The organism is Leclercia sp. AS011 (genome assembly GCF_037152535.1).
Taxonomy (GTDB): Bacteria; Pseudomonadota; Gammaproteobacteria; order Enterobacterales; family Enterobacteriaceae; genus Enterobacter.
In genome coordinates this window covers 1,372,543-1,386,771 of the sequence record NZ_JBBCMA010000001.1, presented here as the reverse complement: position 1 = coordinate 1,386,771, position 14,229 = coordinate 1,372,543, and the positions used below count along the sequence as shown (strand labels likewise).

The following is a 14,229-nucleotide window of genomic DNA, read 5'->3' as shown; positions in this document are numbered from 1 at the left end:
ATCACTGCTGAGCCAGCTCTTCCAGTTTGTCACGGAAGCCGGTGATCGACAGGGCGCGGTTATCAGCCCGCCAGCGATCTTTCGCCGCCGGAGCGGAGCTTTGCACGCCGATAACCTGCCAGCCTTCGGCCGTTTTCAGCATCAGCGGCGAGCCGCTGTCGCCGGGCAGCGTATCGCATTGATGCGACAGGACGCCGGTTTGCGCCCACCCGGTGACAATGCAGTCCTGATGGGTATAGAGCACGTCAAGGTGATCTTCCGGGTAGCCCGCCTGATTCACCTTACGGTCGGCCTCTTTCAGGGCGGCGGTCAGGGCATCTTTATCGCCGGTAAACAGCGGCAGCGGGGTGATCCCCGACGGCGGATTACGCAGCACCACCAGACCAAAATCCCACGAGGCGGCAGACGGCGGCACGATCCAGCCATCGCCGTCGGCTTTCAGCCGTCGGCCCAGCGACGCCGGGACGCGCCCCTCAATGCCGTGGATCTCATAGCGCCAGCTGCCTTTCTGCGACACAAAGCGCAGGGCAACGGCGGTATCCGGTTTCCCGTTCGGCGGTACCAGCAGGCAGTGGCCGGCGGTCAGGGCCAGCTGAGGGGTGATGAGGGTCGCAGTACACAGATTCCCGCTGGCGGTTTCCAGCTGGCCAATGGCATCCCACGGTGAGCGGGCAGGATCGGTAACACGCGTACGGTCGTCATGACCAAAAAACAGCGTTTGTACCTCTTTTTTGACGGTCGCAGCGTCGGCGCTGCCATCGTCCGCATGACTCAGCCCAGAAAAGAGAAAAAACGTTCCCAGTACAGCCACAACAGATTTACGCATATCACACTCTGAAGGGGGATAATTATGATTATTAAATATGAACCCTGGTTATTAACTATAGACGGGACAGCGCGAAAGTGGGAGTAAAATCAGCGTGCTACACTCAGGAAATATAAAACACACTGGCGACAAGTGCGCACAAAATAAGCGTGATGAGAATGAACTCAAACCGATAGCGCTGAAACATAACGCCCTCCGGATAAAAAAACGGCGCTGCAACCATGCCGGTTCAGCGCCGGGGACCAACGTGCCCATCAGGGCACGTTAAGGTAAGGCGGCTCAGGCAGCCGGTTTCGCTGCCGGGGCTGCAGCGTCGTGTTTCACTGGTTTTTTATGGTGTTTTTTAGCAGCCTGGGCTTTCTGGGCAACCGGAGCGGCTTCAGCTTTTTTCACTTCTTTCTTGTGAACCTTTTTGGCTGCCTGAGCTTTCTGCTCAACCGGGGCAGCTTCTTCTTTCTTCACCGCTTTTTTGTGGTGTTTTTTAGCAGCCTGCGCTTTCTGTACGGCCGCTTTTTTGTGTTTTTTGTGGTGCACGGTTTTCGCAGCCGGTGCTGCGGTGGTGGTGGTCGCAGTTGCAGCTGGTGCAGCGGTGGTGGTCGCGGTGTCAGCAGCGAATGCAGCAGAAGAGAGACCCATTGCAGCGGCAACAACCAGAGCTAATACTTTATTCATCATCCTACCCTCGAATTTGGTTTTTCATTTAACCCCACTGCGGGGCCGTTGAAAGAACTATATCCCTGAAATTGCGGGGCTTCCGTGAGTGATTGGTGACGACGTGTAACGCAATGTACAAAGGCGAGCGTAACGCGCACGAACAAGCCCGCTCGTACGCGTTATCGTTATTTCTTCAGCGCTATGAGGATGGCTTCAGGTGGCTGACTGCCTACAATCGAGCGTGTTTCGGGCTCGACCACCACCATAACCGGCGTAACCTTGATGCCCAGCCTGTCTGCCAGCGCGGACTGACGCGTTACGACACGAAGATATGAGCAAAATCATCTTCTTAATGCATAAAGGGAAAAGAGAACGCCGGATCAGGCTCCGGCGTAAGGTATTACAGATAACGGGAGGTGAGATGGTCGCGGAAGTAGCGGCTGTTGAGATCTTCCCCGGTCGCCTGCTCGATCAGCTGGGCGGTGGTGAAGCGGCTGCCGTGCTGCCAGATGTTCTGGCGCAGCCAGTCGAACAGGGCGCTGAAATCCCCGACGGCAATGGCATCGTCCAGCCCCGGCAGGGCTTTTTTGGCCGCAGCGAATAGCTGAGCGGCATACATCGCCCCCAGGGTGTACGACGGGAAGTAACCAAAGCCGCCGTCCGTCCAGTGGATATCCTGCATACAGCCGTTGCGGTAGTTATCTTTGGTCGACAGGCCCAGCCACGCCTGCATTTTTTCATCCCACAGCGCCGGGATGTCATCCACCTCGATCTCGCCGTTAATCAGCGCCCGCTCGATTTCGTAGCGCAGCACCACGTGCGCCGGATAGCTCACTTCGTCGGCATCCACGCGGATGTAGCCGGGCTTGACGCGCTGGTTCCAGGCGACAAAGTTCTCCGGGGTGAAGGCCGCCTGGCTACCGAAGCGCTCCTGCACCGCCGGGAGCAGATGGTTGAGGAACGCCTGGCTGCGCCCGAGCTGCATCTCAAAGAACAGACTCTGGGATTCGTGAATGGCGGTGGATCGCGCCAGGGCCATGGGCTGGCCGAGCCAGTTGCGCGGCAGGTTCTGCTCGTAGCGGGCGTGGCCGGTTTCGTGGATCACGCCGAACAGGGCGCTGAGCAACTCGTCTTCATCGTAACGGGTGGTAATGCGCACGTCCTCCGGCACGCCGCCACAGAACGGGTGGGCGCTGACGTCCAGCCGACCGGCGTTAAAGTCAAACCCGAAGGTCTTCATCGCCTCAAGCCCCAGCTCGCGCTGGATCGCCGTCGGGAACGGACCCTGCGGCGGCACGAAGGACTGCTGCGCCTGCTTCTCGACAACCTGATTCAGCAGGTCCGGCAGCCAGGATTTGAGATCGCCAAACAGGTCGTCAAGCCGGGCGCTGGTCATGTCCGGCTCGAAGATATCGAGCAGCGCATCGTATGGCGTACAGCCTTTGGCCTCGGCGCGCAGGCGGGCCTCTTCCCGGCTCAGCTTCACGACCTCTTTCAGGTTGGCGGCAAAGCCCTGCCAGTCATTCGCGGGACGCTGGGTGCGCCAGGCGTGCTCGCATTTACTGCCCGCCAGCGATTTGGCTTCCACCAGCGACTCCGGCAGCAGCGCGGCCTGTTGATAGTGGCGGGTCATTTCCCGCAGGTTGGCCTGTTCGACGTCGTTAAGATCTTCGCTTTCCGCATTCCGTAGCCACTCGGCCACCTTTACGTCGGTCAGGATCTGATGTTGCAGGACGCTCAGCTCCGCCAGCGCTTCGCCACGTGCGGCACTGCCGCCAGCGGGCATCATGGTGAGCATGTCCCAGCTGGCGATGGCGGAGAGGTGAGAGAAGCGGGAGAGACGCTGGAAGGTCGTCACAAGTGACTGATAGGCGGGTGATTTTTCCATTCTTTATTCTCTGTCTAGTTGGGAATGTTCTAAGGAGCATTAGTGGATAGTAACAAAGAAGCAGCACAAATCCTGCACATTTCCTTCACCAAAAGGGATGGGTATGTATGGAGAAAGAGACACGGTAAACAGACATTGTGGGTAGGACTGAGAACACAATACAAAGGGATAGCCCTGACAAGAGCTACAGCATTGACAGTACGTTTCATTCAATTGAAACATCTTGCTCTGAGTAAGGATGCAATACAGGGGACATTAAAGGCTTATCGTGATCAGATTGTTGATACAGCGTTCCTTGTTTCTATGTCTCACTCCCCACTTTTGGGGACTGTTTCCCAAAGTCAAAATATTGAGTCTGATGCTCAGATTCGAGAATCAGAAATAGATGAACAAATTTGTTCACCTAAGCACCTGCTTTCTGACGTTCTGGAAGAATGGGTGGGAGACATGAGAACAGAATGGAAACCACGTACTGAGAAGCTTAACCGTAAAGGTATTGAATTGTTTATGGAGTGGGCTAATAAGCAGCATATACGCCACGTAGAGGACGTTAATAAACAAGTGGTAGCTGATTATAAAGAATGGTCAATGACACGCTATGAAGCTCCTAGAAGCCGTCAGGATGCATTGATTAAGCTACAAGCATTGTTTGGATTCTGCATTAATAACGTGACTATCTAAGCGAAGCGAAAAATCCAGTGAGGGGTATGTTGTTTAATAAGATTGAAACTGTTAACACCAAGACTGAGATTAAACCAGAGATTTATACAGAAGCACTGAATAGCTTGTACGTTCAGAACTATCAAGGAAGATTGAAGGAGATGCTAATGATTCTCTGGAATACAGGAATGAGGATAGGGGAGGCTATTCAATTACGTCCTGAAGACTTCAGAGAGATTGATGGTGTTAGATGTATTTCCATTAACACTGAGAATGGTAAAACAGTTAAATGTGCTAGTAGTGTACGAGCTATCCCTATTAATAGCCATTTAAACGAGCTATACGACGTTCTGAGAGCACTTCCAGAAGGGAAGGCTGTATTGGGTTGGAATAAGAATAATGCAGCAGCAAGCCGTGTAGCTAACGCATTTAAGCAATTAGGATATGACCATTCAACACATGATTTCCGTATGTCGCTGAGTAACCGTCTACATGATTTGGAAGTACAAGATAGTGTGAGATATGCAATATTAGGCCACGCCAATACAGTGACCACTGATAGGGTATATGCCACTAGAAAGCCATTATTACAAATGAAAAAAGCATTGGAGCTTATTTAATATGTACAGAGAAAGATTTGCTAAATTGTTTGTTAGATTGCTTGAACATGAACAGTTCAGCGATAAATTGGAAGAATTGAATTGTGTAATTGAGAGGACTTATACGGGGAGAGGCATACTAACGTATACCTTCCCCTATACAGTAAGAGTATTATAGTAAATATATATTTATTTATTGTTTCTGGGAGTATTTAATAAGAAACCCTTACGCTTGGTATGTACACCAGTTCCGATATAATTCTTCCGAGCACTATTCAGAGGACATATATTCATAATAGCCAGTAAACATGCTCTAGAATCGATTTTAAGGCACCCAGAACGCTCTCTACGGGGTTTTCTCTATACTACCCAAGCAAGTCATTGGAAACTATTTAAATCGATTCTAGGCATCATTGATGCTATTCTAAAGCATTCATGAAACTATCACGGTTACGTTTACCTCTACTTTCAGCAGATTGAATATCACCTTCTATCTCTTCTTTATCGTGTGAACGATAACTTTCAGAGAGTCTTTGGTATTCTTCTCTGGAGATTCTAAAGTCAGCCTGTTCAAGTTGTTCACCATTCATAAGAACTACACTTTTAATGAAATGCTGAACTTTATGCATACTTTCCAATAACTCTCTATTGAAAGTATCAGCTTCAATTACATCACCTCTAATATTATTGAGGCTCTTCTCAATGATTTCCATATTCTCATTAAACAAGTCATTTATTTCATCAAAGTTCTTACATCTAGTTCTATAGAAATCAGCAGTTTCACGTTCTGATTTAAGCACCATAGAAGCACTGTTAACAGCTTTTTCAAGCTCAGCCATAGAACGTGTGGCATTACCACAATGAGCACCTCTGTGACCCTGTGTGTAGCCCATACGATAGAAGATGAAAGCTATTGCAGCAGCAACACCAAATACAGACAGGAACAATTCGCTCATAGTCCTAACACCTTATTAACAACAAAATCATTATTTAAACAAATCATATAGCCTCCAAGTAGATAGGAGGCTAATATTACTCTGATGAATGTTTTAATTTTGACTCTGATTGCTACTGAAGTAGGCCGCTACAGCATTACTGTATTTCTTGGCAACATTACCACTTGCCTTAATAGAATCCTGTATTTTCTGACCAGTAGTACGAGCTTCATTTTCAAAGAAGGAATCAATTTCATCGTGAACAATAGATTTAAGCTGTTCTTTTGATGGTAATTCACCACCATGTTCATTAGCAAAATCTTCTACCTTGCTCCAGATTTGGTCTTTTAATCCAATGTCTTCAAGAATGTGAGATGTCTCAGCAAGATTACGATTAATTGCACCATCTATGACACGCTTAATTGCATAAGAGCCAGCTCTTCTTAGACAAGGAGAATGACGGACCTGACTACAACCAGAGCACGAATATAAAAAAGGGGCAAAAATGCCCCTTTTCAGTCATACAACCATCGGCCTGCTTTTGCAGACTCAACTAGCATGCCAAGTGTCAGGGGTTCTGCTTCATCATCCTTTCCGCTAGTAAATAAGGCGTAAAGGATAAATGTCTCCTCAGGCCAATATTTGTAAAAGTCGAAGTTAGAAGGGTCCACTTCAAAGCGTTTAAAATATTCACTCATGATGTCTGCCCCTGTCTCACTTGCCCAGACGTAATTACCCGTGGAGAGGCTTGTTTCAAGGGAGACGGGCCATGTCTTCCTGGTTATCAGGGCAGGCTTATTGAAGCGTTCGCAGTACCAGGTAATCACATCTTCATCGGTCATCATCTTGTCGCCCGGGATAAGACGGAATTGCCATATTCTCTTTCCCTTGGGTTTAATGTGGAGAATCCATTTAAAGCCTAACCTGTAAGCCATAATGAGTAAATGAACAATGTGCATTAAGCCATTGTTTAATAATGCTTGATAAATAGTTTGGTAAGATTAAAAACGATAAACCCCTGACTCGTTAGGCACCAGCACGGAGTCGTAATTTAAGCCAGGGAAAGGGTGCTCACCAGACCATGATCTCATTTCAAACGGCAATGAAGACTCCTGCCCACCAGCAACGCCCCGCACAGCATCAACGCAATAAACGCCCCCACGCCGTTCCAGCCATACTGGTGCCAGAATACCCCGCCGAGCGTCCCGGCGATGCTGGAGCCCAGATAGTAGCTGAACAGATACAGCGACGACGCCTGGCCTTTGGCGCGACGCGCGCGCGGGCCGATCCAGCTGCTGGCGACCGAGTGGGCAGCGAAAAAACCGGCGGAGAAGAGCAGCATCCCGGCAAAAATCACCCACAGGTTGCCCAACAGGGTCAACAATACCCCGGCCAGCATAATGGCCGTTGAGGCCAGCATCACCGGGCCGCGTCCGAAGCGGGTGGTCATGGCCCCGGCTTTCGGTGAACTCCAGGTGCCGGTCAGATAGGCCACGGACAGCAGGCCGACCAGCGCCTGGTTCAGGTGCCAGGGGGCGAGCATCAGCCGGTAGCCAATGTAGTTGAAGAGGGTGACAAACGAGCCCATCAGCAGGAATCCGGTCAGGAACAGCAGGGGCAGGCCCCGATCGCGCCAGTGCAGGCGGAAGTTAATCAGCAGCGTTTTGGGCCGCAGCGCGGTAGGGCGAAAGTGGCGTGATTCCGGCAGGATTTTCCAGAACATCAGCGCCGATGCCAGCGCAAAACAGCCGATCGCCGCCAGCGCTATCCGCCAGCTGAAGAAGTCGGTAAAGACCCCGCTCAGCAGCCGTCCGCTCATCCCGCCAATAGAGTTCCCGCTGATATAGAGCCCCATCGAGAAGGCGACAAAGCTGGGGTGGATCTCCTCGCTGAGATAGGTCATGCCCACCGCCGCCACGCCGCTAAGAGAGAGGCCGATCAGCGCACGCATAATCAGTATGCCGTGCCAGCTGGTCATCATGGTTGACAGTAAGGTACAGACCGAGGCCAGCAGCAGGGCGGTAACCATCACCGGCTTACGCCCGATGGCGTCCGACAGCGGGCCGGTAAAGAGTAAGCCCACCGCCAGCATTCCGGTGGAAATCGAGAGCGAGATACTGCTGCTGGCGGGCGTAACGCCAAACTCCTGGGATAATACCGGCAGGATGGGCTGCACGCAGTAGAGCAGGGCAAAGGTCGCGAGTCCGGCGGAGAAGAGCGCCAGAGTGACGCGCATAAACTGCGGGGTGCCGCGTTTGATTAACTGCACCGGCCGGGATTTGGCCGGTAAGCGATCGATATCATCTGTCGGGGCGATATCAGCCGTTGTTGTACGACTCACGTAAGTTCCTTGCTTCAACATCCCCGTGATTTCTGGTGACGGGTATGACCACAGGGATCAGAGTAGGAAAATGTAAATATTCTGTCTAATATATTAATAATCTCAAATGATATGTTGAAAGTATGAATATCGAACTTCGTCATCTGCGTTACTTTGTCGCCGTCGCTGAGGAGCTGCATTTTGGACGCGCGGCGGCGCGGCTGAATATCTCGCAACCGCCGCTGAGCCAGCAGATTCAGGCTCTGGAGCAGCAGGTTGGGGCGCGTCTGCTGGCGCGCACCAACCGTAGCGTGGCGCTGACGGCGGCAGGACGCCAGTTTCTGGCCGACAGTCGCCAGATCCTGAGCCAGGTGGACGAGGCGGCCGCCCGGGCAGAACGCCTGCACCATGGCGAAACCGGGGAGCTGCGCCTTGGGTTTACCTCCTCCGCGCCCTTTATCCGCGCCATCTCGCAAACCCTGTCGTCGTTTCGCCGCCTCTCGCCGGATGTGCATATTCAGACCCGGGAGATCAACACCCGGGAGCAGATCGTCCCCCTGAGCGAAGGCTCCCTCGACCTTGGTCTGATGCGGAATACCCAACTGCCGGACACCCTGGCCTGGCAGCGGGTGCTGCGCGAGCCGCTGCTGGCGATGATCCACCGGGACCACCCCCTGGCGGCTAAGCCTGCAGTTTCGCTGGCGGAGCTGGCCCATGAGCCGTTTGTCTTTTTCGACCCCCATGTCGGCACCGGCCTGTATGACGATATCCTGGGGCTGCTGCGCCGCTACGGAGTCACGCCGATCATCACCCAGGAGGTGGGCGAGGCGATGACCATTATCGGGCTGGTGGCGGCGGGGCTGGGGGTGTCGATCCTGCCAGCGTCGTTCAAGCGCCTGCAGCTGAACGAAATGCGCTGGGTGGCGATAGCCGAACCGGACGCGATCTCCGAGATGTGGCTGGTATGGTCGAAGCACCACGAGCTCAGCGCCGCGGCACAACGTTTCAAAAACCTTTTACTTAACGCTGCATCAGGCGGCTAAGCCGCAAAAAAAGCGGGTAAAAATGTGCTGTAAATCACAAGGCTAAGTAAAAATTTGACGATTACTGTAGAAGTGCTTCACCATAGCCCACAGTTTATTTCGAAGCTCGAAAATAAGGGAGTACGTGGTGGTTGCTGATAGTCAGCCTGGGCATATCGATCAGATTAAGCAGACCAATGCGGGTGCGGTATATCGCCTGATTGATCAGCTTGGGCCGGTCTCGCGCATCGATCTTTCCCGCCTTGCGCAACTGGCACCTGCCAGTATCACCAAGATTGTGCGAGAAATGCTCGAAGCGCATCTGGTGCAGGAGACGGAAATTCAGGAGCCGGGCAGCCGTGGCCGTCCGGCGGTGGGGCTGGTGGTGGAAACCGAAGCCTGGCACTACCTCTCGTTGCGCATCAGCCGGGGGGAGATCTACCTGGCGCTGCGCGACCTCAGCAGCAAGCTGGTGGTGGAGGATAAACTCCCGCTGGCGCTGAAGGCCGAACAGCCCCTTGAGGTGCGGATCACCGCGCTTATCGATCAATTCTTTATTCACCACCAGCAGAAGCTGGAGCGTCTCACCGCCATCGCCATCACCATGCCCGGCATCATCGATACCGAAAACGGCATTGTCCACCGGATGCCCTTCTATGACGACGTCAAAGAGATGCCGCTGGGCGAGGTGCTGAAGAACCACACCGGCGTGCCGGTCTATATTCAGCATGACATCAGCGCCTGGACCATGGCCGAGGCGCTGTTTGGGGCGTCACGCGGGGCGCGGGACGTGATTCAGGTGGTGATTGACCACAACGTGGGGGCCGGGGTGATCACCGATGGTCGCCTGTTACACGCCGGGAGCAGCAGCCTGGTGGAGATTGGTCACACGCAGGTCGATCCCTACGGCAAGCGTTGTTACTGCGGCAACCACGGCTGTCTGGAGACCATCGCCAGCGTGGATAGCGTGCTGGAGTTGGCCCAACTCCGTCTCAGCCAGTCGATGAGCTCCACGCTCCACGGGCAGCCCCTGACGCTGGAGTCGCTCTGTGCGGCCGCCCAGCAGGGCGATCTGCTGGCAAAAGATATCATTACCGGCGTCGGCACCAACGTCGGGCGGATCCTTGCCATCATGGTTAACCTCTTTAATCCGCAAAAGATCCTGATTGGCTCGCCCCTGAGCCAGGCAGCGGATGTCCTCTTCCCGGCGATTGCCGACTCCATCCGCCAGCAGTCCCTTCCGGCCTACAGTAAACATATCGTGGTGGAGAGCACCCAGTTTACCAATCAGGGGACGATGGCCGGTGCGGCGCTGGTGAAAGACGCAATGTACAACGGCTCCCTGCTGATCCGTCTGCTACAGGGTTAACAGATCCCTGTAGTCTTACCAAAAATTGCGCTATCTCAAACTGAGCGGATAGCGCATGCCTTAGACTTCCTCCACTGAATTATTTCCTTGATTTATATTTCCAGAGCATAACGGTGGAGTGAGTGATGCTTAAGCGTTTCTTTGTAACGGGTACTGATACTTCTGTCGGGAAGACGGTGGTGTCCCGCGCCTTACTGCAAGCCCTGATGGCCAGCGGTAAGCGCGTTGCAGGGTACAAACCGGTAGCAAAAGGGAGTAAAGAGACGCCAGAGGGATTGCGCAATAAAGATGCGCTGGTATTACAAGGCGTCTCCTCGATTGAACTGCCTTATCACGCCGTCAACCCGATTGCCCTCAGTGAAGATGAGAGCAGCGTGGCGCACAGCGGGCGGGTCAATTACACCCTGTTGTCGGACGGGCTCGCCAGCCTGAGCGAGCAGGTCGATCACGTGGTGGTGGAAGGGACCGGCGGCTGGCGCAGCCTGATGAATGATTTGCGCCCGTTATCAGAGTGGGTGGTGCAGGAGCAACTCCCGGTACTGATGGTGGTGGGCATTCAGGAAGGCTGTATTAACCATGCCCTGCTGACGGCGCAGGCCATCGCCAATGACGGCCTGCCGCTGGTTGGCTGGGTGGCAAACCGCATCAACCCGGGCCTTGCCCACTATGCCGAAATCATTGACGTGCTGAGTAAAAAACTGCCCGGTCCGCTGGTGGGCGAGCTGCCGTATCTGCCCCGGGCAGAGCAGCGCGACCTAGCGCACTATATCGACCTCTCGACTCTCGGCAGTGTGTTGTCCGTAGATCGAGTTATGGCGTAACGTCCGCGACAGGACCGACGCCACCACGCAGGCAATCAGCAAGCCGGGCAGCAGCAGATACTGCCCGGTCATTTCACAGACCATCAGCGCCGACATGATCGGTGCGTGCGTCGTGGCGGCAAGCAACGTCGCCATCCCCGCCAGTCCCAGTAAAACCGCAGTGTCAGCGCCGGGCAACCACAGCATAAAGAGCTGGGCAAACAGCATCCCGGTCGCCATGCCGACAAACAGCGTCGGCGTGAATACCCCGCCCGGTGCCCCCGAGCCGCTGCTGGCGAGGACGGCCAGCAGCTTACAGATGAATACCCCAGCAATCACCGACAGCAGCGGCGGCGCGATCAGAAACGCCTGCACCACGCTGTAGCCGTTGCCCCACACTTTGGGCGTCAGCAGCGACAGCAGTCCGACGATCAGCCCGCCCAGCGCCAGCTGCCACGGCGGCGAGAGTTTAAGGCGCAGAAACAGGGTGTGACTGACGTCCATCAGCCACATCAGCGCCGGGCCGCAGATGCCCGCCAGCAGGCCCATGCCGACCATCAGGGCGTAATCCACCCCGGTCAGCGCTTCGCTCAGATGCACCTCATACAGCGTGGTGGCCCCGGGACTGAGCAGGCGGGTGGTGAGCAGCGCCACCACCGCGGCAATCACCACCGGGCCGAGCGAGGCCAGCATCAGGGTGCCAAATAAGATCTCGGCAATAAACAGGCTACCGGCTAACGGGGCGTGGTAGGCGCTGGCCATCCCGGCGGCGGCTCCGCAGGCGATCCACAGTTTCCATTCTGATTTTGGCGTAAACCGCCGGGCGAAAAACGAGGCGGCGAGGGCGGCCAGCAGGATCATCGCCCCTTCACGACCAATGGCGCTTCCGCTGGCGACCACCAGTAACGATGCGAGGGATTTCACCAGGCTTGCACCGTAGTCAAACTGTCCGTCGTCCGTCTCCAGCGCCTCCATATAGTCGGTGGGGGCATGCGGGCGCTGAGCGGTCATCCGCTGCCAGCCCCACAGCAGCAACCCCGCCGCCAGCCCACCCAGCACGGGCGTCAGCGCGCGTCGCCAGGGCGCAAGCGTACTGGCGGCATTCACCAGGCTGCCGCTTTCGTTACTCAGGAACAGCCACTCCAGCAGAGTCATGGCGTGACGGAACAGTGCCACGGCCAGCGCAGCCAGTACGCCGGTCACGGTGGCAATCAGCAGCCTGCGAAACATCGCGCGGATGTCAGGGTAAGCATGAAGTCGATGCATGGAGATACGCACAAACAGGAAAGATACAATATTGTGCGGGGAAATCGTGGGGTTAGCAACGTAAAGAGCCGGGCAGGGCCCGGCTTACAGTATTAGCTCTCGCTATGAATATTCAGCGCCCGGCGGGTACGGCCAGAGCTGAGATACTCCGCAATATAGTCCTGGGAAATCTCCCCGTTATAGCGCCCGTCCTCATCGACAATCGGCATCCAGCTGGTGTTGCTCTCGTACAGACGGGAAAGCACCACGCGCAGGTTGTCTTCTGCCTTGCCGGTCATGCGGAACGGGTGGATCAGATCGGCGCAGGTGCCGCTGGCATGGCGCGCTTCCCGGCGCTTTACAAAGCCCAGCGGTTTGCCATTTTCATCCACCACGGTCACGGCACGAATATCGTTATCGTCCATCGTGGCGAAGGCCTCCGGCAGCGGCGTGGCCGGGCGCACCGTGATGGTCGGCTGTTGGTCGGTCACATCCCCGGCCGATACCAGCAGCAGGCGCTTCAGGGTCCGGTCCTGGCCGACAAACGAGCCGACAAACTCGTTCGCCGGTTTGGCCAGCAGTTCGTCCGGGCTGGCGCACTGGACAATTTTCCCCTGGCGGAAGACGGCGATGCGGTCGCCAAGCTTCAGAGCCTCGTCGATATCGTGACTCACCAGCATCACGGTCTTTTTCAGCTTGCGCTGCATCTCGAGGAACTGGTTCTGGATCACCTCGCGGTTAATCGGGTCGACCGCGCCGAACGGCTCATCCATCAGCAGTACCGGCGGATCCGCCGCCAGGGCGCGGATCACGCCGATACGCTGCTGCTGGCCGCCGGACATTTCGCGCGGATAGCGGTTGAGGAATTTATGCGGATCCATCGCCACCATATCCATCAGCTCTTCGGCGCGGGTTTTACAGCGGGCTTTGTCCCAGCCCAGCATCCGCGGCACAACGGTGATGTTCTCTTCGATGGTCATGTTCGGGAACAGACCAATCTGCTGGATCACGTAGCCAATGTTGCGGCGCAGGGTGACGGTATCCATGTCGCTGGTGTCCTGACCATTGATGAGGATCTTGCCGCTGCTCGGGGTAATCAGACGGTTAATCATCTTCAGGGTGGTGGTCTTGCCGCAGCCGGACGGGCCGAGCAGCACGCACATCTCCCCTTCAGGCACGTTGAGATTGACGTTGTCCACGGCCTTCATGGCCTGACCATTTTTCTGTGAAAATTGTTTGGTGAGGTTTTCCAGTTTTATCATTATCGAATCCCCTTTGGAGTCAGAACGATCTGCAGACGGTGCAGTAACCAGTCGAGCACAATCGCTAAAAGACAAATCATCAGTGCACCGGCAATCAGCATACGAATATCGCTCCCGCCAATGCCGTTAAGCAGCAGCAGGCCCAGCCCGCCCGCGCCGATGACGGCGGCAATCGCCATCACCCCAATGTTCATCACCACGGCGGTACGGATGCCACCGAAAATCACCGGCAGCGCCATTGGGATTTCAACCCAGCGCAGACGCTGCCAGAAGGTCATGCCGATCCCGCGCCCGGCTTCGCGCAGGCCGGGTGGCAGGCTGTCGAGGGCGGTGTGGGTGTTACGCACAATCGGCAGCAGCGAGTAGAGAAACACCGCGGTAATGGCGGGCAGGGCACCAATACCCTGACCGATCATGGAAAAGAGCGGGATCATCAGGCCGAACAGCGCAATGGACGGGATGGTCAGCACGATGGTGGCAATCCCCAGCACCGGCGTTGCCAGCCATTTGTGGCGCACGATCAGAATGCCCAGCGGCACACCGATGATGATGGCCAGGCCCACGGCCAGCGCCACCAGCCAGAGATGTTGCAGCGTCAGGGTTAACAGGTAGCCCCAGTTATCAATAATGTAGTGAACCGTATCCATAG

Annotated in this window: 14 protein-coding genes; 5 read left to right on the top strand and 9 right to left on the bottom strand. The window is 55.2% G+C overall.

What is annotated here, in order from left to right; genetic code table 11:
• Window position 1 precedes the first annotated feature (1 nt).
• From WFO70_RS06445 to WFO70_RS06435, 3 genes are all read right to left on the bottom strand, one after another.
• On the bottom strand, window positions 2-826 hold the full coding sequence (locus WFO70_RS06445; protein ID WP_337015236.1) for a trypsin-like serine peptidase: 825 nt from the start codon (window positions 824-826) through the stop codon (window positions 2-4).
• Window positions 827-1,105: 279 nt separating this feature from the next.
• A complete protein-coding gene (asr, locus tag WFO70_RS06440; protein WP_337015235.1) occupies window positions 1,106-1,498 on the bottom strand; it encodes an acid resistance repetitive basic protein Asr in 393 nt (130 codons plus the stop codon).
• Between the two features lie 382 nt (window positions 1,499-1,880).
• Window positions 1,881-3,368 (bottom strand): carboxypeptidase M32, encoded by a 1,488-nt coding sequence (locus tag WFO70_RS06435; protein ID WP_337015233.1) that lies wholly within the window; start codon window positions 3,366-3,368, stop codon window positions 1,881-1,883.
• 42 nt (window positions 3,369-3,410) lie between these two features.
• Here WFO70_RS06435 and WFO70_RS06430 point away from each other — a divergent pair, with 42 nt between their 5' ends.
• Together WFO70_RS06430 and WFO70_RS06425 are read left to right on the top strand one after the other, a co-directional pair.
• Window positions 3,411-4,049: a hypothetical protein gene (locus WFO70_RS06430; RefSeq protein ID WP_337015232.1), complete on the top strand. Its 639-nt coding sequence runs from the start codon at window positions 3,411-3,413 to the stop codon at window positions 4,047-4,049.
• 26 nt (window positions 4,050-4,075) lie between these two features.
• Complete coding sequence (locus WFO70_RS06425; protein WP_337015231.1) at window positions 4,076-4,648, top strand: tyrosine-type recombinase/integrase; 573 nt, start codon at window positions 4,076-4,078, stop codon at window positions 4,646-4,648.
• A gap of 398 nt (window positions 4,649-5,046) precedes the next feature.
• Here the strand turns inward: WFO70_RS06425 and WFO70_RS06420 are convergent, their stop codons facing one another.
• The 3 genes from WFO70_RS06420 to WFO70_RS06410 form a co-directional block, all read right to left on the bottom strand.
• Window positions 5,047-5,583 carry a hypothetical protein gene (locus tag WFO70_RS06420; RefSeq protein WP_337015230.1) on the bottom strand — a complete coding sequence of 179 codons (537 nt, stop codon included), beginning with the start codon at window positions 5,581-5,583 and terminating at the stop codon, window positions 5,047-5,049.
• A gap of 494 nt (window positions 5,584-6,077) precedes the next feature.
• Complete coding sequence (locus tag WFO70_RS06415; protein ID WP_337015229.1) at window positions 6,078-6,407, bottom strand: DUF1493 family protein; 330 nt, start codon at window positions 6,405-6,407, stop codon at window positions 6,078-6,080.
• 242 nt (window positions 6,408-6,649) lie between these two features.
• Complete coding sequence (locus WFO70_RS06410) at window positions 6,650-7,903, bottom strand: MFS transporter (RefSeq protein ID WP_337015228.1); 1,254 nt, start codon at window positions 7,901-7,903, stop codon at window positions 6,650-6,652.
• A 122-nt stretch (window positions 7,904-8,025) separates the two neighbouring features.
• On the opposite strand from WFO70_RS06410, the gene WFO70_RS06405 reads away from it, so the two are divergent.
• From WFO70_RS06405 to bioD, 3 genes are all read left to right on the top strand, one after another.
• Window positions 8,026-8,925 (top strand): LysR substrate-binding domain-containing protein, encoded by a 900-nt coding sequence (locus WFO70_RS06405; protein ID WP_337015227.1) that lies wholly within the window; start codon window positions 8,026-8,028, stop codon window positions 8,923-8,925.
• Between the two features lie 127 nt (window positions 8,926-9,052).
• Window positions 9,053-10,273: a sugar metabolism global transcriptional regulator Mlc gene (mlc, locus tag WFO70_RS06400; RefSeq protein ID WP_337015226.1), complete on the top strand. Its 1,221-nt coding sequence runs from the start codon at window positions 9,053-9,055 to the stop codon at window positions 10,271-10,273.
• Window positions 10,274-10,398: 125 nt separating this feature from the next.
• Entirely contained in the window at window positions 10,399-11,094 is a 696-nt protein-coding gene (gene bioD, locus WFO70_RS06395; protein WP_337015225.1) for a dethiobiotin synthase, read from the top strand.
• Here bioD and clcB read toward each other — a convergent pair.
• From clcB to osmW, 3 genes are all read right to left on the bottom strand, one after another.
• A complete protein-coding gene (gene clcB / locus WFO70_RS06390; protein ID WP_337015224.1) occupies window positions 11,029-12,339 on the bottom strand; it encodes a voltage-gated ClC-type chloride channel ClcB in 1,311 nt (436 codons plus the stop codon). The genes bioD and clcB overlap by 66 nt on opposite strands.
• A gap of 92 nt (window positions 12,340-12,431) precedes the next feature.
• Window positions 12,432-13,580 (bottom strand): osmoprotectant ABC transporter ATP-binding protein OsmV, encoded by a 1,149-nt coding sequence (gene osmV / locus WFO70_RS06385; protein ID WP_337015223.1) that lies wholly within the window; start codon window positions 13,578-13,580, stop codon window positions 12,432-12,434.
• On the bottom strand, window positions 13,580-14,227 hold the full coding sequence (osmW, locus tag WFO70_RS06380) for an osmoprotectant ABC transporter permease OsmW (protein WP_142489310.1): 648 nt from the start codon (window positions 14,225-14,227) through the stop codon (window positions 13,580-13,582). Before osmW ends, osmV begins: the two co-directional genes overlap by 1 nt.
• Between the last annotated feature and the right edge of the window lie 2 nt (window positions 14,228-14,229).

Bases quoted from the DNA above. Each gene is read 5' to 3' on its own strand.
- WFO70_RS06445 (WP_337015236.1), bottom strand. From the start codon at position 826: ATGCGTAAATCTGTTGTGGCTGTACTGGGAACGTTTTTTCTCTTTTCT.
- asr (WP_337015235.1), bottom strand. From the start codon at position 1,498: ATGAATAAAGTATTAGCTCTGGTTGTTGCCGCTGCAATGGGTCTCTCT.
- WFO70_RS06435 (WP_337015233.1), bottom strand. From the start codon at position 3,368: ATGGAAAAATCACCCGCCTATCAGTCACTTGTGACGACCTTCCAGCGT.
- WFO70_RS06425 (WP_337015231.1), top strand. From the start codon at position 4,076: ATGTTGTTTAATAAGATTGAAACTGTTAACACCAAGACTGAGATTAAA.
- WFO70_RS06420 (WP_337015230.1), bottom strand. From the start codon at position 5,583: ATGAGCGAATTGTTCCTGTCTGTATTTGGTGTTGCTGCTGCAATAGCT.
- WFO70_RS06415 (WP_337015229.1), bottom strand. From the start codon at position 6,407: ATGATGACCGATGAAGATGTGATTACCTGGTACTGCGAACGCTTCAAT.
- WFO70_RS06405 (WP_337015227.1), top strand. From the start codon at position 8,026: ATGAATATCGAACTTCGTCATCTGCGTTACTTTGTCGCCGTCGCTGAG.
- bioD (WP_337015225.1), top strand. From the start codon at position 10,399: ATGCTTAAGCGTTTCTTTGTAACGGGTACTGATACTTCTGTCGGGAAG.
- clcB (WP_337015224.1), bottom strand. From the start codon at position 12,339: ATGCATCGACTTCATGCTTACCCTGACATCCGCGCGATGTTTCGCAGG.
- osmV (WP_337015223.1), bottom strand. From the start codon at position 13,580: ATGATAAAACTGGAAAACCTCACCAAACAATTTTCACAGAAAAATGGT.
- osmW (WP_142489310.1), bottom strand. From the start codon at position 14,227: ATGGATACGGTTCACTACATTATTGATAACTGGGGCTACCTGTTAACC.